A 20661-nucleotide genomic window follows, 5' to 3' on the forward strand; every position below is an offset into this window, starting at 1 on the left:
AGAGCTAATAGTTACAAAGAAAGCAGGCGAATATATGAGATCATCCCAACCTGTAACAGCAGGAGGCAAAATCCGTACAATTATTACCGGTTCTACCGGTATGGTGGGTGAAGGCGTGCTGCATGAATGCCTTACGCATCCTCAGGTGGAACAGATACTGCTGATCAACCGCCGTCCCTCCGGCATTTCGCATCCCAAAGTAACCGAAATAATCCATGAGAATTTCTATGATCTCAGCAGCATCAGCGGCAAGCTTGCGGGCTATAATGCCTGTTACTTCTGTCTTGGGGTATCATCGGTCGGGTTGAAGGAAGAGGAATACCGCAGGCTGACCTATGATCTTACGATGCATGTGGCCCGGCAGCTGTCTGCCGTGAATCCGGAAATGGTCTTCTGCTATGTAACCGGATCGGGAACGGATAGTACAGAACAAGGGCGCAGTATGTGGGCCAGAGTGAAGGGCAAGACAGAGAATGATCTGCGCAAGCTGCCGTTCCGGGGAACCTACTTCTTTCGTCCGGGATTTATCCGGCCTACTCCGGGCTTGACCCGCACACATACATATTATTATGCTATTGGATGGGTGTACCCCGTGCTTCGCGCCTTATTTCCGGGGTATGCCGTAACTCTGCAGGAATTGGGACTGGCCATGATTCATATTGTGAGCCGGGGCCATGACCGTGATATTGTGGAGAACCGGGATATTGCTGCTATAGCCATACCGTAAGAGCCTGCATCACATCCTCCAGAAAAAGGTGATTCCATGAACGAAGAGGTTACAAATTTCATTGCTCAAATCAAAGCACCCTGGCAAGCGGAGATATGCTCTAAATTGCGTCAAGTGATTCAAGAAACTATCCCTGACGTGACGGAACGGATTCAGTATGGCAAACCGCATTTTCTCAAAAACGGGAAATATGCAGCTGTAATCTCCACCGCCAAAGGCTGGGTGAGCTTCTCCATATTCAATGCAGCAGCGCTGGAGGTACCTGAAGGCCAATTCGAAGCGGGAAGCGGGGACCGTCTGACAACCAAGCTGCCGGAGGGCAAGACTGTCGATTATGAACTGCTGTCCTCCTTGCTGAAACAAGCCTCGGATTCATTATAGAACGAATAATCAAATAACCACAGCCGGGATACAGAGACACTGCCATGATTGGCGGTGTTTTTTTTAACAAACATTCTAATTAGATAGTTGTAAAATAACAAACGTAATGATATTATGTCTATGTAAAAACAAACAAAGAATGTGGTGATCCAGTTGTCAGAAGGAAATGAAGCGATCCGGATTTCGGAGAAATTCTGGAATGCTTCCATTGCAGAATTGAAGCAGGGCTATACCTGTGAAGGTGACGGACACCTGGCTGTGTTCCATTGTCTGGTCTGCGGTGAGCAGTTCGAGAAGGGTATTATTTATAAGGATGGGGACCGATTCTATGAAGCTGAGAGGTTCGCAGGCCTGCATGTAGAGAGCACGCATGGGGGGATGTTCACTTGGCTGCTTACGCTGGATAAGAAGCTGACCGGATTAACGGAGCTGCAGAAGGGTCTGCTGCAGGCCTTCCGTCAAAGTCTCAGTGACGCTGAGGCTGCCAAAGAGCTGGGAATCGGCAGCACGTCCACAGTCCGCAATCACCGGTTCACCCTTAGGGAGAAGGTGAAGCAGGCCAGGCTGTTCCTGGCTGTAATGGAGCTGGCCGAAGAGAAGTCGGGGGCTTCATCCCCTTTTGTCAGTATTCCGCGTACGGCTGTGATGGTTGATGAACGGTTCGCCATTACTGAACAGGAGAATACCGAGATATTGGGTGCATATTTCAAACAGGGCCTGGACGGCCCCTTGTCAGAGTTCCCGAAGAAACAGAAACGCAAAGCGGCAATTCTGCGGCATTTGATCCAGCGTTTTGAGACGGGACGCGAGTACAGTGAGAAAGAAATTAACGCCGTGCTGGAATCGGCTTATCCCGATTATGTGACGCTGCGGCGCTACCTGATCGATTACGGACTGCTGGACCGCGAAGATGACGGAAGCAGCTACTGGGTGAAATTATAGCAGAAGCTTATGGAAGAATAGATAAGCTAACGCAGATGAGAAGGAGAGACAAGAGAATGGATAAATCAAGACGCAAAGAGCTGGGATATAATTATGCGCACACGCACAGGCCGATGGGGGTATACAGAATTGTAAATACCGGCAACGACAAAGCGTATGTAGGAAGCAGCCTGAATCTTGACGGGGTCTGGAACAAGCATAAGTTCATGCTGGATATCAACAACCATGACAACAAGGAGCTGCAGGCCGATTGGAATAAATATGGTGAGGCCGGATTCTGTTTTGAGGTATTGGAGCAGATTAAGCCTGAAGAAGATTTCGTGGCAGATGTACAGGAATTGAAGAAATACCGCAAAATGCTGCCGGAGCTGGAGACCAAATGGCTGGAGCAGCTGTCTCCTTACGGGGAGCGGGGTTATCATAAGGAGAAGGTGAACCGGGAATGAATTTCATCAGCGCCTGTGCTAAAATAAGGGCAAACAGCAGGTGCTGGCGAATGGAGCGGGGTGTATGGCTATATTATCTTGGCTTGCAGAACAGAGAATTCAGGAGGCCATGCGCAGCGGAGAGTTTGCCAATCTGCCGGGGCATGGCAAGCCGCTGGAACTGGAGGATCTCTCGGGAGTGCCTGAGGATCTGCGGATGTCCTACAAGATCATGAAGAATGCAGGGCTGCTCCCGGAGGAAGTCTCTCTGCGTGCGGAGTGTGTAACCCTGGAAGAATTGCTGGCCGCCTGTCACCGCAGCGGGAACAGCGATAGCGGCGAACGCAAGGAGCTGGAATCCAAGCTGTCCCTCAAGCGCCTGCGTCTGCAGGTCCTGCTGCAGGAACGCGGACTGGACTGCAGTGCGGCTTATATGGATTACGGCGATAAGATCCGGCAGCGCCTTGAAGGAATGGACGAGTAAGGAATATGTAGGAGCAGCCTCCAGTTCGAAGAACTGGGGGCTGTTTTCTATACTACATTGAAGAGTTTTACGGCAGAGGAGTATAGATATAGAAACCGCGCTCTTCGTGAATGATGCCTTGCTCAGCAAGTGCCAGGACTGCCTCGACCAACTGATTCGTATTAAGAGTAGAAGCTTGGGCTAAGGCAGAATGGAGTTCTGCGGAGTCTGACGGAAGGTGGAGCTTGTCTATCAGTATGCGGTCAAGGACAACTCCTTCTGCCAGATTGGCATAACTGGAGAGGAATGCCCGGCTCACGCTGGCAGACCCGCCCTTCAGCTCAAACTCAGTATATAGATTCCCAACTATAAAAGGCGCGGATTCGAGATTGACCAGTCTCTTAACAATCCATGATGAGGAAGGATCTGTTCCGTTCTCTTGCAGGCTGTAAGCAGTAGGTGTACCTATATCTATCAGATCAGACTGGCTGAGCGGATTCGGCAGAGAAGAATTGCTCTTCAAACGGAGGATATCTTCATCCAGCAATCGTAGATTCTGCGTCAGTCCGTATTTTGCCAGCTTGACTTGCAGCGTGTACGCGTCAATCTGTGTGGTCGCCACAGCGGGCTGCTCATCTGCCAATGACCACAGCAGGGTGAAGCCTCTCCCGGGTTCATAACTATACAGCCATTGCTCCAAAGTACTGCCGATACTGTTAGTGGGCCAAACGATGCTTGCGAGAAGGAATGACTGCGTGCCTGTATCCGCGGTAGAATCGTAGAGTCTCTCAAGCTTCAATTCCGTATGAGGGGGCAGTTCAGTATCCGCGGAGCTATAATTAGAAGGAACCTGTGTCTCCAGGCTGCCGTCTCGCAGAAGAAAACCATGATGAAAGACGAATTGCAGCTGCTGCTTAACTTTGTCCCCTGAAGAGACGGACATTGCATAAGGCTGGGCTTCCGGCGAAAAGACGGGCGTAGGCTCCGGGACGGGATGCACGGCAGGAATAAAGGTCTGGCTGCTGGCGTAAGCGGGGGAGTTGGCGGTATCTTTGGGCGTACACCCGCTTAGTGCATTTAACGCCAAAACTGACATAGAAATGAGTCTGATCACTTTTATAATCTTCATATGGCTGAACTCCTTGATATCCGGGCCGGTTTCGCCCATGATAATGAAATGGATATAGCTGATTAAAGTATGTTAATTCCAATTATACCTAATTTGTAGCGGATGATGGAGAGATGAAATGAAGCAGCTTCCAATTATGCAGGTGCTCCCTGACCTGAAAAGAATACTTACAGATACTACTGCAGCAATACTGATCGCCGAGCCGGGAGCGGGTAAGACCACAGGGACCCCTCCGGCTTTTTTGGACGAGCCTTGGCTGGCCGGCAAAACCATTCTCATGCTGGAGCCCAGACGTCTGGCAGCCCGTTCGGCGGCGGCTTATATGGCTTCCTGTCTCGGGGAAAGTGTCGGTCAGACGGTCGGATACCGGATGCGGATGGATACCAAGGTGGGCAGGAATACGCGTATTGTTGTGGTTACAGAAGGTGTATTAACGAGAATGCTGCAAAGCGATCCTTCGCTAGGTGATGTCGGACTCGTGATTTTCGATGAATTTCATGAGCGGAGCCTGCATGCTGATCTGGGGCTGGCGCTGACGCTCGAAGCGCAGAGTGTATTGAGGGAGGATCTGCGCATTCTGGTGATGTCGGCGACACTGGATGGTGAGCGGGTATCGGCTCTGCTTGGCGGGGCGCCGGTAGTCAACTGTCCGGGACGGACGTATCCGGTTGAAACGGTGTATGTACCGGGCCCCGACAAGATCTATCCCGAGCTAGCGGCGGCCGCAGCCGTGCGCCGGGCACTTACCGAGCAGCCGGGGGATGTACTGGTCTTCCTGCCGGGCGAACGGGAGATCCGCCGGACGGAGCAGGAGCTGGCCTCCGGAGGTCTTCCGGAGGGAACTGTGCTGCGTCCGCTCTACGGCCAGCTGCCGCAGCAGATGCAGGAAGCAGCAGTCGCAGCGGCTGTACCGGGAGAACGCAAGGTCGTTCTGGCGACATCCATCGCCGAGACCAGTCTGACGATTGAAGGTGTGCGCACGGTGATTGACACGGGTCTTAGACGGACCCAGGTGTTCTCTCCGCGCACCGGCATGCCGCGCCTGACCACGGTGCCGGTCTCGAAGGCCTCGGCGGATCAGCGGCGCGGCCGGGCCGGCCGCACGGCGCCGGGCGTGTGCTACCGGCTGTGGAGCCGGGAGGAGCATGACCGCCTTCCGGACGATAACGTACCGGAGATTATGGAGACCGACCTGGCGCAGCTTGCCCTGGAGCTGGCGCTGTGGGGCGTGCCGGAGCCCGGAGCGCTCGCCTGGCTCGATGCGCCGCCTGCCGCGCCTTACGCGCAGGCCACGGCGCTGCTGCGCCAGCTCGGCGCGCTGGACGCCGGCGGCGCCATTACGCCGCACGGCCGCAGCATGGCCGCGCTCGGCGCGCACCCGCGCATCGCGCACATGCTGCTGCGCGCGGCAGACCTTGCAGCGGCGCCGCTCGCGGCACTGCTCGCGGCGCTGCTGCAGGAGCGGGACCTTTTCAAGGGTCCCGCGGCACTAAGCAGCGACCTCACGCTGCGCGTGGAGGCGCTGCTCGGGTCCGGGCGCTCCGCTGCCGGCGGCGGAGCGGACCCCGCGGCCCTTCGCGCGGTGCAGCGCGAGAGCCGGAACTTCCTGGCGCAGCTGCAGGCAGCGCCGGGCGGACCGCCTGACAACATCAGCCTCAGCGGGCTGCTGTTGTCGTTCGCCTATCCCGACCGCATCGGGCAGAAACGCGGCGATGGCGCGTTTCTCCTCTCCGGTGGCCGGGGGGCGGCGATGCGCGAGGGCCAGCCGCTGGCGCGCTCGCCCTATATTGTGGCGCCCGGCGTGGATGACCGTGCCGGGCAGAGCCGGATCATGCTTGCCGCAGAGCTCTCCGAGCAGGATCTGCTGAAGCATCATGCGGACAGCCTTCTTGAAGAGCGCGAAGTCTACTGGGACAACGAGAGCGGAAGCGTGAAGGCGCGCAGAGTAACCCGGCTGGGCGCGCTCATCCTGAAGGAGACGACGCATGAACGCGCAACCGCAGAAGAGACGGAACACGTACTGCTGAAAGTGATTGCTGCAGAAGGGCTGGAACGGCTGCCGTGGGACAAGGGAACCCTCCAGCTGCGCCAGCGGATGGGCTTCCTTCATACCTTGCGGGCGGACTTTCCGGATATGTCCGATGCTGCGCTGTGCGATACCCTGGACGAGTGGCTGGCCCCGTATATCCACGGAATGCGCAATTTGCGCGATCTGCAGCGTGTGAATCTGACGCAGGCTTTGGAGAGTATGCTGGACTGGAACAGCAGGCAGACGCTGAATAGAGAAGCGCCCACACATATTACCGTGCCTAGCGGTTCGCGTATTCCACTGGATTACAGCAATCCGGGATCTCCGGTATTGGCCGTCAGACTGCAGGAAATGTTCGGGCAGACCGATACGCCGAGGATTGGCGGAGGGAAGATTCCGGTGCTGCTGCATCTGTTGTCTCCGGCCAGAAGGCCGATGCAGGTGACCTCAGACCTGGCCAGCTTCTGGCAGGGCACTTATTTTGAGGTCAAAAAAGATTTGAAAGGCCGCTATCCCAAGCACTACTGGCCGGATGATCCGCTGCAGGCTATTCCAACCAACCGCACCCGTCCGTCAAAATAAACATTCTTGCATATTAACGCAAATTAACCCGCAAAGAATTGGAATCGCTGTTTGGCACACCTGTGAATGGGTAATACAATAGCGAACGACAATTTCGAAGGAGGGCTTCAAGTGACAGATAAAATCGTAGGTGTATTCGACACAGAACAAGAAGCGACCAGAGCAATTGAAAGTTTGCAGAGCCAAGGGTTCACTAACGACGATATTTCAGTAATTACACGGGATCGTGATGATTTAAAAAGCATTTCCGAGGATACAGGAACGATGGCGCCGGAAGGTGTAGCAACAGGAGCGGCAACCGGGGGCGTAGTCGGCGGAATCACCGGATTACTCGCAGGAATCGGCGCACTCGCTATCCCGGGGATAGGACCGATCCTCGCAGCAGGTCCCATTGTAGCCACTTTAACAGGTGCTGCAATCGGCGCAGGTGCAGGCGGACTCGTGGGCGGATTAATCGGACTCGGCATTCCGGAGGATGAAGCGCGTGATTACGAAGGATACGTGGACAGCGGCAAAATCCTCGTCCTCGTTGATGACAACGGCCGGGGCAGGGATATCCATAATGTTTTCCGGGGCAACCGTTCCCTCAACGCAAGCCGCTATGACAGCCTCTATGCCGACGATACCGTAAACAGCACACTTACAGACCGTGGACCTACGAATCCCGATATTATTCCTGAGGATACAAGGGTCGGCAACACGCTGGGCAACAGAGGCGCGATGAACGCCGACAGCGATCCGGATCTCTATAACCGCGATAAATTCTAAATGAGCAAATTGGCTCAACATGATTATAAATAATAACAAGGACTGCCTTACAGGAGCATTTGGCCTGGGGCAGTCTTTGCTTTGGGGAGGGATATAAAGCAGGTATCGTCTAAGAGTCCGTAGGTTCTATGAATTTCCCGGCTTATCTGAAGTGATTTTTGTACCGTCTGCTGCGGTGCTGTTAAGCGTTTTGGTCATTATATAATCAGTCTGTTCCTCATCACCCATATAGAAACAATGCGTACCGGTCTGGACAAACCCCATTTTTGTATAAAAAGCAATCGCACCCCCGTTTCGTTCCCACACGCCCAGCCAAATTTTATCGATATTCCGCTCAACCGCAATTGCTATGGCTTTATCAATCAGATATTTTCCAAGTCTCTGATTGTGAAAAGGCCTCCTGATATAGATCCGCTCGATTTCAAGCGAATGGTTACCCATATTTTCAGATTGGGCCTCATTCGTGTTTACCTTCAAATACCCGGCAAGCTCGCCTTTGGAGTAGATGAAATAGAATTCAGAAGCGCTATTAGATAACTCAGTATTTAATTGCTCCAGGTTAAAGGCTTTCTCTAAATAGGCTTGCATAACTTCCGCTGAATTTTGATGCTCAAATGTATCCCTGAAGGTCTCAACACTAATGTCTTGAAGCAAGCCCAAATCGCCGGCCGAGCACTTTGTTATAGCTATACTCATTTATGATTCCTCCTTATCTCAAACATTCTTCCGTTATTACAACTACCCTGTATAGGCTGAACTTCAGAGACTAACGACACTAACTGAAATCCTGCACGAAATACATCATTCCCGGCAGAATATAGAGTATATTCGAAAATTGTTGTAGAAAAAGCAGCATTTCCCTGTGTTTGAGCGGCTATGCGTGGTCGATTCTTGTATTTCATACAACAATCTTTACGAATCACCTTGGATCAAAACATACAAGTTGCAATTTGTACAACATTTAGGACTGTTCGCTCGTGTAATCTTGCCGTGTCTGCTGCAGCCCGCAATATTATTTTGACAGGGTGGTAAAAAAATAGTACATGATTTATGTTGCATTTACAACAATAAATCTGTGAAGTGAAGTGAAATTTCAATACATGAATAATTCACATTAGAAACTCCAGCATTAAAAAGAAGCAAAGTACCAAACAAAGAATACAAACAGACAAGGGAAGCAGACGAGAATAACATACAAAGAAAAACATACAAAGAAAAACAGATGGAGAAAAACAGACGAGAAAGACACACAAACAAAAACAGACCAAGAACACACACAAACTAAACCCGGCTAATTAAAATAAAAAGAAGGACGAAATCAGATGGATAAAATAACTCAATGTAGACCAGCAGTAGACCAGTAGTGGATTGACAGAAGAACAACAGAACACCAGCAGAAGACCAACAGAAGACCAACAGAAGACCAACAGAAGACCAACAGAAGACCAACAGAAGACCAACAGAAGACCAAAGAAAAAAACCAAAAAACTTGTTGATATAATATCACTATGTGAAAAATTCATAATAGTTTGATTAGATTGAAAATCTCACCATCTATATTTACTTTAAATAACTTCTCAATAAATAGATCCCTATAAATAAACTCCCAAATTAAAAATTCATAATGAATAAGTCCAGTCAGTACAGGTATCCAGATGCAAGAAACATGAAATACCCGACCTCTTAGGGTGATCAAGATGGAACTGACCAATTCTATATTTCGTCACCCTTAACTTTGCGGGCTCTTCATGACTAATCAACTGTAATGCGGACTGAGATTCCGCTAAGCGGTTAATTCTGGCTAAATACAGGGGCATGCGGACTGAGTGATTCCGTTAAACATTCTGAAATGCCCCGATTTTTACTCAAATGAACAAGATAACGGAATGTCAGTCCGCTTGAGCAAGCAAGGCCACTTTGCTAACTTAATCGCTATAATTCTGCAAATTCATCATATGAAAAATTCACAATAGAAATACTAAAAATGCCACCACATACCTATCCACTCACACTCCTTAGACCAAACTAGCCACGTACCTATCAAACTTTTCGAACCGGAAAAAGGAACCTTTAATTCCAACCCTTCCGATATCCTGAATTTTTACTTGGGCATTGCTTGTTGTGAATGATGGGAAATAGGGTTTATACTAGGGATACAAGTAAGTCATAACAAACTGTAAACAACCCTATCAAACAATTCATATCAAAGAATCCATATCAAAAAAACACCCAGGAGGTGTCCTATGGCGTTTATGATTGCCCAGCGGGCGTTTATAAAGGTATATCTGATTACTATGGTGGAACAGCACAAAGGATACGGTTATCAGATGCTGGAGGATCTGCGGAGAGATTTCAAAGCGTATGGGTATTCTCCTCCCCAAAGTGAAATTTACCGTGCGCTGCATGAATTAGTGCAGCAGGGGATACTTTACCGCACGAAGCAGCTAAAGGGCAGTGATCCCAAAGTTGATTTCCAGGAAATTGTTCTATACCATTTCACTGCCGACGGGGAGGAGAAGGCCAAGCTGTACAAAAAACAGGTGAAGACTGATCTGGACCGCTGTCTGGGGATACTGAATAAGGCGGTAGCAGACAACTTCTGAAGCTGATCTATTGATCGCTATTCCGCCCGTAACTCAGGAATCCTCTTCTTCGGTATCCTGGCCCGGAGTGGTGACAGGTGAGCTTGCACTGCCGTAATCCTCGACAGCTTCCCAGGCTCCGGCATCATCGAATCTCCCGCTATGCTCCTGCCGTCCCTGGCCCGCGCCGGAAGGCGGCGGAGTCATGACTTCTTCTTCCACGGGACGCACGTCTGAATTCCGGCTGGACGGGGCATATTCAACGGCGTAACGGGTGTAGGGGATGGCTTCAAGACGTTCATAAGGAATTTCTTGTTTGCTGATTTCACAGATTCCATAAGTACCGTCTTCGATCCGCTGAAGGGCAGCTTCGATATCGGTTAATTCTTCAGAAAGTGAAGTGTTGATGGACAGGTCACGGCTGCGTTCAAACGTTTCGGTTCCTGTATCGGCAGGGTGGTTATCGACTGAAGAGAGTTCTCCCGTAGAGAGTGTGAGTGAATCGCCCAGCAGGCTGTCTTCAGCCCCGTTGCTGGAGAAATGCTGTTCCAGTTCTGTTTTGCGCTCCTCAAGTAGCTGCCGGAGCTTAGTCAACTCTGATTTTGATAAGTGGCTCATCGGGTCATCTTCCTTTCGGGTGTGTGTAGTAGTTATACTGTTGTAATCTTTCCTTACCCTATTGTCCCGGAGTGCAATCAGCAGGCTCCGTTCTGCTGAAATGCAACTTTAGTGATGTTTTCAGGTTGCTTTCACCCTGTTATAATAATTACTGCCGGATGAATGCAGCATAACTTTGGAGGTTACTTAAATGGACGAACATATGAAACGCCGGTTGGACAAGCAAAGAAAGCTGTTCAGCCAGCTCGGAATTACCCTGGATGCACTTACTATTCATGAGAAGGAATTCAGCATGAAGCTTCGTGGTTACGATGCCGAGGAAGTGGATACGTTTCTGGATAGTGTAATTAAGGATTATGAGCGGTTCTATGCTACCATTGCCGATCTGATGGATAAGTGGCAGGAGCAGCAGATTGAAATGAAGGAGTTGAAGGCCGAGACCAAGGCAGCAACAGCACCTGCTCCGGTTATCAAAGGGATCGATCCGCTGGATTTGGAAGAAATTATTATTAAACTGGAAGCCAATGTACGGCAGCTCAAGGACAGATTGCCGCGCACAGAAGGATATTTGTAGGGCTGCACACCTGGAAACCGGTCTGCTTGTGAACCTTTGCTCCAGCCTTTACAATTATAGGGAATGCAGTATATTATAACGCAAGATGGGGGTTGGACCATTGCCGGAGAAGCATGCGTGGAGCTTGAAGATCCGTGGCAAAATCGCACTTGGATATGTCATCATTTTATTAATGCTGGGGCTGTTTCTGGTTATCGTCTCCAACAGGATTACCAGCCTGGAGAAAGAAACCGTGTTTCTGAGTGACCATGATATCGAGGTTCATGAACTTACATATCAAATTGAAAAAAATGTACTGGATATGGAGACCGGGCAAAGGGGATACGCCCTTACCGGGGACGAGTCTTACCTGGAGCCATATAACAACGGTCTTGTAGAATGGCGGATTAATTTCGCGAAGCTAAACGGTCTGATTATAGATAATCCGGAGCAAGTGGGGAACCTGAATAACATATCAGATAATATTGAGAAATGGATCGATGAGGCCGGTCAATATGTAGTTGATCTGAAGCGGAATGGCCAGGATGAGACTGTAAGTGCTTTTTTTCGCAATGATGCAGGTAAAATTGTGATCGATGCGATTCGCTCGCAATCCGATTACTTCCGCGATATTGAACGCACGCTTACCAATGAGCGTATTAACAATCTAAAAGACAGCAACCATAAGCTGCTCATTACGATGTACATTCTTTGGGGCCTCGTAGCCCTATTAGCCTCACTCATTACCTATCTGCTCTCAGCCAGCATTGTGAATCCTTTGCACAGTGTGATCCGGGCCATAAACGAAATAGCCGGCGGAGGGAATAAGTCAGAGCGCATCAAAGTGAAGACGTTTGATGAGATCTATGAATTGGGAGAAGCGACCAATGGCCTGCTGGACACTGTGCAGCGGGATCAGTGGAACAGCGAACAGCTTACTTCGATGTCTATTGCACTGCAGGAAACGACGGATATGGCTGCTTTGTGCCGGATCTTTATCAACCGCCTGTCGCTGATGCTGGAAATGCAGTACGCCACTATATTTGTGCTTAACCGGGATGAGCTTTTTGAGCGGAGGTACTCCTATGCGGGAGCCGAGAACAAGGAAGCCCGTTTAAGCGGAGATCTCGTTCAGCCTGGAGCGGGTTTGATCGGTCAGTGCGCATTGGATCAGCGGGTTAACATTATCGAGCATCTGCCGGAGGATTATGTTTATATCTCTTCCGGGCTGGGCAGGACGGCTCCGCGTTTTGCGGTCATCGCTCCGATTGTTTTTGAGAACAAGACGGTGGCGGTGCTGGAGGTTGCTGCGCTTACACGGTGGGCTCCTTATCACTTCGAGCTGCTGGATGAATTGCTCCAAATGATGGGCGTGACCGTCAATTCCGTAATGACACGGATGGAGATTCAGAAGCTGCTGCATGATTCACAGGTTATGAATGAAGAGCTGCAGGTGCAATCCGAAGAGCTGCAGGTACAGTCGGAGGAGCTTCAGGTACAGACTGAGGAGCTGCAGAACCAGACCAGTGAATTGCTGACAGTGAACAAGGAGCTTGAGGATCAGAAGTCTGTGGCAGAGAACGCAGCAATAGAGCTGGAGCGGTACAATGAACAGCTTGAGCTTAGCTCCCGCTATAAATCGGAGTTTCTGGCCAATATGTCACATGAACTGCGCACACCGCTCAATAGCATGCTGATTCTCTCACAGCTGCTTACGGAGAACCGCAATCATACATTGACAGAAGAAGAACAGGGGTATGCCTCAGTAATTTACAATTCCGGCAGTGATCTGCTGAGTATGATTAATGATATTCTTGATCTCTCCAAGGTGGAAGCCGGCAAAATGCTGGTGGAAATGGATGCCGTTAATCTTACTGAGCTGCCGTCCCTGCTGCAGGGTTATTTCGGTAAGCTCGCTGAGGGAAGGAATTTAGAATTTAAGGTGACCATCGGCGCGGAGGTTCCCGATCTGTTCTTCACCGATGAAATGAGGATGCATCAGATCCTGCGTAATCTGCTGTCCAATGCGTTCAAATTCACACAGCATGGCTCAGTCTCTGTGGATGTCCATAAGCTGGATTCCTACTCGGATATGAATTACGCCATGAATGAATCCTTACTGTCCTTTGCTGTAAAAGATACGGGTATCGGCATTTCGGCGGAGAACCGCGAACTGATCTTTGAGGCCTTCCGTCAGGCTGACGGGACGACTGCGCGCAGATTCGGAGGAACCGGATTAGGGCTATCCATCTCGCTACAGTTAGCCAAGCTGCTGGGCGGACATATCAGCCTGGAGAGTGAAGAGGGTGCAGGCAGCACGTTCACGCTCTATCTTCCATGCCGTGAGCTGGACAGCGGGGAAGAGCCTGATAGCCTCACGGGGCAGACCCAGGCTGCAGCAGCGTCTGAACAGGCAGAGTCTGTCCGGCGGGAGACGCAGGTCAACAGCAAGGATTTACTGTTTGAAAAGGAGTTCCAGAAGCTTCAGGGCAGAACTGTGCTGATTGTAGATGATGATGCACGTAATATTTTTGCACTGCAGAAGGGCCTGGAGCCTTATGAAATGAATATCCTCACTGCCCAGACAGGTTACGAGTGTCTGCAGATGGTCAGAGAACAGCCTGACTTGGATATTGTATTGCTTGACATCATGATGCCGAATCTCGATGGCTACGATACCTTGTCGATTATCCGGGAAGAACTATTACTCACAGAGCTTCCGATCATTGCGATTTCAGCCAAGACTATGAAGGAAGACCGTGAACGCTGTCTGACTGCAGGAGCAACAGATTTCATAAGCAAGCCTGTAGTAATGAAAGATGTAGTCAGCCGGATGTGCCGGTGGATCCAGGATGGCGTATAGAAGTTGATTTTGCATACTAAAGAGCCGTGAAGTAAACCATTTATTGGTTTCTTCCCGGCTCTTTTAATTAGAGTTATTTATGTTTGTTTTTCTTCACAAGATAAATAAAGAAATAAGACGATACTAAAGAAAGCAAGAAGTGCAAGAGTGGGAATTGATATAAAACCGAATATATTTAAGTATTCTTCATTGCATGCAGATTTCCCAATTACACATTGAGACGGTATACTGCTCATTTTTTGCTTTACTATATGATAGATTGAGAAGATTACACCAGTCGATGATACAGCTATACTATAGATTCTACACTGCTGAGGTTTGTATTTATACTTAAGTCCGAGTGAAAACATTACTGATATCATTAGTACAATCTGAATCCAGCATAAGATGCCAGGTTTAAAACCCATGACAGCTATAAAGTAAATAGTACTGATTACACTGATTATAGAGACCGTTATGGCTAGAAAATAGCCTTCTGTTTTGATTAGCTTCATCTGCGGTTCCTTTCATACAATGAGTCTTCCAATGAAAGCTATTTAGTCATTTGAGCGATTTTTTCGCTGAGATCATCTGTTTTGACTAAAGTGCCATTGACTATAAATGAAGGGGTTCCATATACTCCATTGGCAGCTGATATTTTAAAATCCTCTTTAACATTTAGAAGATAAGTGTGATTCTCTAAATCTGCTGCAAATTTCTTCTGATCAATTCCGTTAATATTTTCACTGACAATTTTTTTTAGGAGTTTTTCAGTAGCCCACACGTTTTTTTCCTTTCCTTGATAGCTGTACAATTGCACTTTGAACTCCCAAAATTTATTGGAATCTTGTTGGAAAATGGACTCTGCAGCCATTGCGGCTTCAATGGAATCAGGCCCTAGAAAGGGGAAGTTTATGACGAAAAATTGCACCTTACCTGTATCAATAAACTCTTGCTTGAATTTTGGAAAGCTTTCCGCATCCCATTTCTTGCAAGAAGGACATTTATAATCAATGAATTCTATAACCTTTACTGGAGCACTGGGATCACCCATCGAAGGCTGCTTATCGAGTTTGAAATCTCCTGGAGTTAATGTGATTTGTCCTACTGCGTCCATCAAGGACGGGATTTTCTCAAGTTCACTTCTTTGTGAGCTTTTTGCGGCTCCCATAACCGAGAAGAAGACAGCCAGCACAACAACAACAGTAACTAGCAACGTATTTTTTTTCAAATGAAAACACCCCTTTTAATATATCTGCGATAATTTATGTTTCATCCTGTCCAATAGATTCAAAGAGGAAGCGATTTCTTCATGTATAATTGGGATTTCATTTAAACTGTTCTCATTAGACGTGAGAAAATCGGTAATTTTGTTGAAATCAGCCATATGAAAACTATACAGCCCCGCTATATTCTTTAGGTGTTCATTTCTGGAATGAATCAAGCTATTATTAATTCCACCTATCAGTTTCTCTGCTTCATTTCGTATAGTGTTCATTCTGGTAAGTACGAGCATGAGGTTCAAAGCCATTTCCAGATACATAAGATCAACCTGAGGAACGAATGTATTAGATTCCTTAATTAAAGCGATGATCTTTTTTAGATTCATGATATCAGCGCGTTTGCAGTAGAGCTGACCCAGTAATATAAGAGATCTTGAAGTGTATTTATTCACTGTCACTGATACTCTTAGCAGTTCTTGTTCTGCTTCATATTCTTCCGGTGCTTGTTGATATCTGAGAAGCGCTCTAGCGTGATAATAATTCCATTTAAGATTATTTGGTTCTTCATTCAGCATTAATTTAATCATATTCATGTTTCGTTCAGCCTTTCTCTTGTTGAGATAAATATTTTGCTCATAACCGTCATGAAAAATAGTTAGTGAAAGGCCAATATCAAAAACCTTATTGAATCGATGAGATTTAGGTTCTTCATGTACTCTACCAGTGTAGTAAAAATCAAATTTCTTGTTCAAAATTCTTTGCGTATTGGTATATCGGTTGCCATTTAAATCAAGAATGGACGGACTGAGACAATAGCATTGGTCCTCTATCATTTCTGCCAGCTTCAGAGTATCCTTCAGGGTATCTAGACTCTCTGGTTTCATGTACTCATCAGCATCGAGAAAAAAAACCCATGTATACGTCGCTAGATTTAAGGCGTAGTTGCGAATATCCGAAAAATCGTTAGTCCATTCCTTATTATAGATGCGGATCCCTTCAAATTCGGATCTAATTACTTCTAAGGTGTTATCCGTTGAGCCTGTATCAATTACTATAATCTCGTCGGCATGATTGTAAATGCTCTGAATACATCTCTGAATACATCTCTCTTCATTTTTCGTTAGTACACAAAAAGTAAGGAGCGGGGAAGGTTCATTCTTAAACGATAAAGGGAATTCGTGAATGATTTCTGTCTTTTCATTGTTTTGCGGATGGGGATTAATATATGTAATGCACTCAATTATCTGGGCCAAATCGTTATCTATGCAAAGAGGATTTTCCTTACGAATATGTTGAAAGATATCTGCGAGTAGCATACGGTACTCCCTTCTTACACTAATTAAGATTTAAAAAGTTTTTTAGTTCAGTTTCAGATAGAACGCCTTCTTTTATGGCGATCTCTTTACCTTTTTCGTAGTTTACCATCGTAGGGGTTAGTGAGATATTTTGTTCTTTTAAAAAGGATAGATCTCTATTTTGGTTTTTATCAAGATTTAGAGCATAGACTACATTTGGTTTGTTTTTAAGCACTTCGTTAACAATGGGTTTAAAAGTCTGACACGCTCGGCAGGATGTAGCATAGATATAAATCGAGAAATTTTCAAGATCACTAATTTTCTTTTGATATTCTGAGAGGGTGATATTTGTATACAGGGGTTTTTCAGCTCCAATGGAGTGGAATACATTCAATAACAAAATAATTACTGCTGCTACTGAAACTGTTAAGAGAATAAGCTTTTTGATCACACCGAAACCTCCTCGCGAATCTTAATTAACATGTTTTTATCAAGGTCAAAGATTTTATCTACATAAGGGATATCCTCAGGCTTATGAGTAATATATAATCTTGTAAGCTGGATATTTTGTAGATTATTGTAGATTATACGGCACTTCTCCACATCAACATTGCTCATGATCTCATCACAAATCACTACTTCAGGCTTATTAAGAAGAGCACGTGCTAATGAGAGTCTTTGCTTTTGTCCTAATGAAAAATTGCTCCCGCTCTCTAATACGGCATAGCCAAGTTGCCCAGGCATCCGCTGAATTTCTTCCCAGATACAGGCAGCTTCACAAGCAATTTTAAGCTCTTTCTCCGTAAAATCGGTACCCATACACAAGTTCTCCCGTAAGCTTCCGGCAAAAAAGAAAGGGTTTTGTGATAGATAAATGATTTTCTGACGGACAGAATATATATCAAGGTTATTGATATCCGTATGATTTATCATTAATTTGCCTTCATTTGAATCCAGAATACGAACAATCAATTTGGCCAAAGTAGTTTTACCCGAACCACTCTGTCCAACAATTGCGATACTTTCGTTACGTGATATCACGAGAGATAAATTCTCCAGCACCTTGCTGTTGGTGTACGAGTAGGAAAGCTTATCAAAAATAATGGAATCAATTCTGCAGAGGATTCCGGAAACACTGTTCTCAGGGGTCGGATAATCCAAATATTCGTAGTATCGGTTAACGGCAACATAAGCTTTAATGATGTCAGGCTGAGCATTTACCAATCGTTCCACCGAAAGAATGAAGTAGCTGGCAAGTGCCGTAAAGGTCATTAATTGTCCAATGCTGGACTGATCATTAATAATCTGTTTGATGCCGACCCATAAGACAACCAGGCTAAAAAATGATTGGATAGTTCGAGTGAGTGAAATGTTGATATTGGAAAGCAGGTTGAATAGAAAATTCCGCTTAAGAACTCCCTTCAATTTATTAATGAGATTCTGATGGACATAAGGCTGTTTATTAAGGGCATGTATGGATTCCATGCCTTCAAGTACTTGAATCATATGACTGGTCAAATAAGATTGATCTTCTATACTTTTTTTGCTGGATTTATGTAATTGATTGAAGAACAAGCTGTTGATGCACAGATAAATTAGCACCGGCGAGAGCGATATTAAAAACAGCTGTTGATTCTCCTTATACAAGATGAAAGAGGTTATGCAGATAGTCATCAGGTCAATGGCACTCAAAATTAAAGTGTTACTGATTAAATTTCTAACACTAGAAATGTCGTGAAAACGTGCAAGAGTATCTCCGTTTTCTCTGCTAGTAAAAAAATTTAAGGGTAATTTAAGTATTTTTGTAAAAAAATGATTAGCCAAACGATCATCAATTCTTCTACTAAGCATAGAGATGAACATTCCTCTCAGAAATTCAAACAAACCCTTAACGAGAATAATTAGCAAGAAAGCTCCTATGATCTGGTTCAGTAAATCTTCGTTTTTCTCAGGAACAACAAAGTCAAATGCTGCTCGGTAAATATAAGAAAATACGACAGCAGATATAGCAGCAACCAAAGCAAAAAAAGCAGAGAGAAGAATATAGGGCAGGTTATGCTTGCAAATCCGCCATATTTTTTGACCTGCACTATTTTTTTTCTTTTGCATGGGCGAGATTAATGAAGTGCTTAATGAAGGATATGCCAGGATTATTACTCCTGTAAAAGAAGAAATAAATTCATCGAAGCTTACTAGACATATTTTTTCCTTTTGGGGGTCACTAACGATCAATCTATTCTTCTTAAGACCATAAAGAACGATGTAGTGTTCAAGACCGGCAACGAATGTATGTGCAATGCACGGATATACAATTTTTTGCATGGAGACCACATTTAACTGTTTTAATCGGACCAGTTTTGCCTCAAACCCAAGATTTTGCAAAGAATGGATCATACTGCTTGACCTTGTTCCCGTAGTATCAGTTTTTAGTATATCTCTAAGATATTGATAATTAAGATAGTTATCATAAAAATTTAACAGGCTCATAACACATGCTGTGCCGCAATCTGCAGAGTCTTGTTGTTTTGTATGAATATGAATTTTTTTAAGCATCGTATGCATCCCCCATTGAGATAAAGGCCCCTTCCGGGGCCTTTATAACCAATACTTAAGAACAGCCTTGGTAAAAGAGTACGCAAGGGCTTGTACAACCTTGCGGGTATATGAGGCACATCGACCATAAGTAAGCGCATTCTGCAGCGCTAAAGCCAGCCCCATTCAAATCAAATTCATCTGCATTAAGTTCTTCAAAAATGTCCGAAATCGAGGTTTTATTCATCTTCTCTTCTCCTTTAGTAATTTTTTCCATGGAATATTGTCATAATAGTCCAACCTTACATGATACGCAATATTTTTAATTAAAAGTAATAATAAGTCAAAAAAATGATTAGAATGTAAATTAATAACTGTGAAGGAATCGCATGAATCATTAGAAAGTGTTTATAACAAGTATGAATATCGCATTTTGTAGAGTGTATAAATAATGTATATAGGTATAGAATAGATCTTGAAATCATGACTGTCGGGGTAAAACTTGACTTTTCGAAAAACTCATTGACGGAACACAAGGTATGATTTATTATGAGATCATAAATGATCATTTATATGCAAGTGGCGTGTTACCTTAATAGGGCATGAGCCAAGATCTGATCTCATTCGTTTGAGTCAGTCTTGGCTCTTTTTTGTGCGAAAAATCAGGCAATGGGCGGAAAGGAGGGAGAACTTGGCGAGGGAAAATGAACAATTTCAGGTTTTGCGGGTGATTGGAAATAATGTCGTGATGGTCCAAGGAGGCAAGAAAAGCAAGGAATATGTGATTATCGGCAAGGGCATCGGTTTTGCGCTTAAAGACGCAGGTGTGATTGATGCGGATGATCCCCGGATTGAGAAGCTGTTTCGGCTGGAGGACCGGGAGGAATGGAGCCAGTATCAGATTCTGCTGGAAGACATAGATCCCAAGGTCATGAGGATTACGGATGAGATTATTTCGGATATCGCCCGTGAGTTTCCCGGCAAGTTAAACGACAAGATCTATTTGGCGCTCCCCAGCCATATCCAGTTCACCATATTCCGCTTGCGGAGCGGTATGGACATTGTCAATCCGTTCCTTGAGGAAACGCGGATGACCTTTCCCAGGGAATTTGAGATCGCTTACAAGGCAGCGGAGAAGATCAGCGTGGAATTCGAGGTGCGGATTCCTGAAGATGAAGTCGGATTCCTCACCTATCACGTATATTCTGCGGTCAGCAATGTGCCGGTTGGCCAGCTGGTCAAAGCCTCTAACATCGTCAGTGATCTGATGGATATGATCCGCAACGAACGCAATATTATTTTTGAACAGGGCAGTATGAATCATGTCCGGCTGATGGTACACCTGAGATTCTCTATTGAACGGATTCTGCAGGGTTCGCTCATTGATAATCCATTCGTGAAGCATATCAAGAAAGAATACAAGGATGAATACAAGCTGGCTCTCAAAATGGGAAAGATCATGCAGGGCAAGCTCGGCGTAGACGTACCGGAAGAAGAAATATGCTTCCTTGCCATGCATCTGCACCGGTTATTCCAGACCTTAGAGAAAAATAAATAACAGCAGCAAGGA

At 46.3% G+C, this 20661-nt stretch carries 19 protein-coding genes; 11 read left to right on the forward strand and 8 right to left on the reverse strand.

Going from position 1 to position 20661, the window contains the following annotated elements:
• Window positions 1-34: 34 nt before the first annotated feature.
• The 5 genes from P40081_RS16450 to P40081_RS16470 all read left to right on the forward strand — a co-directional run bounded on the left by P40081_RS16450 (window position 35) and on the right by P40081_RS16470 (window position 2959).
• A complete protein-coding gene (locus P40081_RS16450) occupies window positions 35-727 on the forward strand; it encodes a Rossmann-fold NAD(P)-binding domain-containing protein (RefSeq protein WP_042136928.1) in 693 nt (230 codons plus the stop codon).
• A 36-nt stretch (window positions 728-763) separates the two neighbouring features.
• Window positions 764-1108 (forward strand): DUF1801 domain-containing protein, encoded by a 345-nt coding sequence (locus P40081_RS16455; protein WP_042136929.1) that lies wholly within the window; start codon window positions 764-766, stop codon window positions 1106-1108.
• A gap of 174 nt (window positions 1109-1282) precedes the next feature.
• The gene (locus P40081_RS16460; RefSeq protein ID WP_042141144.1) at window positions 1283-2050 is read left to right on the forward strand and encodes a DUF2087 domain-containing protein; all 768 of its coding nucleotides are present in this window, start codon (window positions 1283-1285) and stop codon (window positions 2048-2050) included.
• A 56-nt stretch (window positions 2051-2106) separates the two neighbouring features.
• A complete protein-coding gene (locus P40081_RS16465) occupies window positions 2107-2496 on the forward strand; it encodes a GIY-YIG nuclease family protein (protein ID WP_042136930.1) in 390 nt (129 codons plus the stop codon).
• 64 nt (window positions 2497-2560) lie between these two features.
• The gene (locus P40081_RS16470) at window positions 2561-2959 is read left to right on the forward strand and encodes a DnaJ family domain-containing protein (RefSeq protein ID WP_042136931.1); all 399 of its coding nucleotides are present in this window, start codon (window positions 2561-2563) and stop codon (window positions 2957-2959) included.
• Window positions 2960-3026: 67 nt separating this feature from the next.
• Here the strand turns inward: P40081_RS16470 and P40081_RS16475 are convergent, their stop codons facing one another.
• A complete protein-coding gene (locus tag P40081_RS16475; protein ID WP_042136932.1) occupies window positions 3027-4067 on the reverse strand; it encodes a hypothetical protein in 1041 nt (346 codons plus the stop codon).
• Between the two features lie 118 nt (window positions 4068-4185).
• Between P40081_RS16475 and hrpB the strand changes: the two genes are divergently transcribed.
• The gene (hrpB, locus tag P40081_RS16480; protein ID WP_042136933.1) at window positions 4186-6678 is read left to right on the forward strand and encodes an ATP-dependent helicase HrpB; all 2493 of its coding nucleotides are present in this window, start codon (window positions 4186-4188) and stop codon (window positions 6676-6678) included.
• A 111-nt stretch (window positions 6679-6789) separates the two neighbouring features.
• The gene (locus P40081_RS16485) at window positions 6790-7446 is read left to right on the forward strand and encodes a general stress protein (protein ID WP_052421856.1); all 657 of its coding nucleotides are present in this window, start codon (window positions 6790-6792) and stop codon (window positions 7444-7446) included.
• Window positions 7447-7572: 126 nt separating this feature from the next.
• On the opposite strand, the gene P40081_RS16490 is transcribed toward P40081_RS16485, so the two are convergent.
• Window positions 7573-8142, reverse strand: a complete 570-nt coding sequence (locus P40081_RS16490) for a spermidine/spermine N(1)-acetyltransferase (protein ID WP_042136934.1) — start codon at window positions 8140-8142, stop codon at window positions 7573-7575.
• 1547 nt (window positions 8143-9689) lie between these two features.
• On the opposite strand from P40081_RS16490, the gene P40081_RS16495 reads away from it, so the two are divergent.
• Window positions 9690-10049, forward strand: coding sequence for a replication termination protein (locus P40081_RS16495; RefSeq protein ID WP_039292873.1), 360 nt, complete (start codon window positions 9690-9692; stop codon window positions 10047-10049).
• Between the two features lie 33 nt (window positions 10050-10082).
• Here the strand turns inward: P40081_RS16495 and P40081_RS16500 are convergent, their stop codons facing one another.
• The gene (locus P40081_RS16500; protein ID WP_042136935.1) at window positions 10083-10646 is read right to left on the reverse strand and encodes a TraR/DksA C4-type zinc finger protein; all 564 of its coding nucleotides are present in this window, start codon (window positions 10644-10646) and stop codon (window positions 10083-10085) included.
• A 190-nt stretch (window positions 10647-10836) separates the two neighbouring features.
• Between P40081_RS16500 and P40081_RS16505 the strand changes: the two genes are divergently transcribed.
• Window positions 10837-11220, forward strand: coding sequence for a DivIVA domain-containing protein (locus P40081_RS16505; protein ID WP_042136936.1), 384 nt, complete (start codon window positions 10837-10839; stop codon window positions 11218-11220).
• A gap of 100 nt (window positions 11221-11320) precedes the next feature.
• Window positions 11321-14062 carry a CHASE3 domain-containing protein gene (locus P40081_RS16510; RefSeq protein WP_052421857.1) on the forward strand — a complete coding sequence of 914 codons (2742 nt, stop codon included), beginning with the start codon at window positions 11321-11323 and terminating at the stop codon, window positions 14060-14062.
• A 77-nt stretch (window positions 14063-14139) separates the two neighbouring features.
• On the opposite strand, the gene P40081_RS40040 is transcribed toward P40081_RS16510, so the two are convergent.
• The 5 genes from P40081_RS40040 to P40081_RS16535 are packed head-to-tail and all read right to left on the reverse strand — an operon-like array spanning window position 14140 to window position 19112.
• Window positions 14140-14556, reverse strand: a complete 417-nt coding sequence (locus P40081_RS40040; protein WP_042136938.1) for a disulfide bond formation protein B — start codon at window positions 14554-14556, stop codon at window positions 14140-14142.
• Window positions 14557-14594: 38 nt separating this feature from the next.
• Window positions 14595-15272 carry a DsbA family protein gene (locus P40081_RS16520; protein ID WP_052421858.1) on the reverse strand — a complete coding sequence of 226 codons (678 nt, stop codon included), beginning with the start codon at window positions 15270-15272 and terminating at the stop codon, window positions 14595-14597.
• Between the two features lie 15 nt (window positions 15273-15287).
• A complete protein-coding gene (locus P40081_RS16525) occupies window positions 15288-16580 on the reverse strand; it encodes a glycosyltransferase (protein WP_042136939.1) in 1293 nt (430 codons plus the stop codon).
• Window positions 16581-16599: 19 nt separating this feature from the next.
• Window positions 16600-17010, reverse strand: a complete 411-nt coding sequence (locus tag P40081_RS16530) for a thioredoxin family protein (protein ID WP_042136940.1) — start codon at window positions 17008-17010, stop codon at window positions 16600-16602.
• The gene (locus tag P40081_RS16535; protein ID WP_042136941.1) at window positions 17007-19112 is read right to left on the reverse strand and encodes a peptidase domain-containing ABC transporter; all 2106 of its coding nucleotides are present in this window, start codon (window positions 19110-19112) and stop codon (window positions 17007-17009) included. Before P40081_RS16535 ends, P40081_RS16530 begins: the two co-directional genes overlap by 4 nt.
• Window positions 19113-19782: 670 nt before the next feature.
• Between P40081_RS16535 and P40081_RS16540 the strand changes: the two genes are divergently transcribed.
• A complete protein-coding gene (locus P40081_RS16540) occupies window positions 19783-20649 on the forward strand; it encodes a PRD domain-containing protein (protein ID WP_076244917.1) in 867 nt (288 codons plus the stop codon).
• Window positions 20650-20661: the final 12 nt, after the last annotated feature.

The organism is Paenibacillus sp. FSL P4-0081 (assembly GCF_000758565.1).
GTDB lineage: Bacteria > Bacillota > Bacilli > Paenibacillales > Paenibacillaceae > Paenibacillus_AQ > Paenibacillus_AQ phytohabitans.

Excerpts from the sequence above, each read along its gene's own strand:
- P40081_RS16535 (WP_042136941.1), bottom strand. The coding sequence starts at position 19,112 with ATGCTTAAAAAAATTCATATTCATACAAAACAACAAGACTCTGCAGAT.
- P40081_RS40040 (WP_042136938.1), bottom strand. The coding sequence starts at position 14,556 with ATGAAGCTAATCAAAACAGAAGGCTATTTTCTAGCCATAACGGTCTCT.
- P40081_RS16500 (WP_042136935.1), bottom strand. The coding sequence starts at position 10,646 with ATGAGCCACTTATCAAAATCAGAGTTGACTAAGCTCCGGCAGCTACTT.
- P40081_RS16470 (WP_042136931.1), top strand. The coding sequence starts at position 2,561 with ATGGCTATATTATCTTGGCTTGCAGAACAGAGAATTCAGGAGGCCATG.
- P40081_RS16490 (WP_042136934.1), bottom strand. The coding sequence starts at position 8,142 with ATGAGTATAGCTATAACAAAGTGCTCGGCCGGCGATTTGGGCTTGCTT.
- P40081_RS16525 (WP_042136939.1), bottom strand. The coding sequence starts at position 16,580 with ATGCTACTCGCAGATATCTTTCAACATATTCGTAAGGAAAATCCTCTT.
- P40081_RS16475 (WP_042136932.1), bottom strand. The coding sequence starts at position 4,067 with ATGAAGATTATAAAAGTGATCAGACTCATTTCTATGTCAGTTTTGGCG.
- P40081_RS16505 (WP_042136936.1), top strand. The coding sequence starts at position 10,837 with ATGGACGAACATATGAAACGCCGGTTGGACAAGCAAAGAAAGCTGTTC.
- P40081_RS16495 (WP_039292873.1), top strand. The coding sequence starts at position 9,690 with ATGGCGTTTATGATTGCCCAGCGGGCGTTTATAAAGGTATATCTGATT.
- P40081_RS16450 (WP_042136928.1), top strand. The coding sequence starts at position 35 with ATGAGATCATCCCAACCTGTAACAGCAGGAGGCAAAATCCGTACAATT.
- P40081_RS16465 (WP_042136930.1), top strand. The coding sequence starts at position 2,107 with ATGGATAAATCAAGACGCAAAGAGCTGGGATATAATTATGCGCACACG.
- P40081_RS16455 (WP_042136929.1), top strand. The coding sequence starts at position 764 with ATGAACGAAGAGGTTACAAATTTCATTGCTCAAATCAAAGCACCCTGG.
- hrpB (WP_042136933.1), top strand. The coding sequence starts at position 4,186 with ATGAAGCAGCTTCCAATTATGCAGGTGCTCCCTGACCTGAAAAGAATA.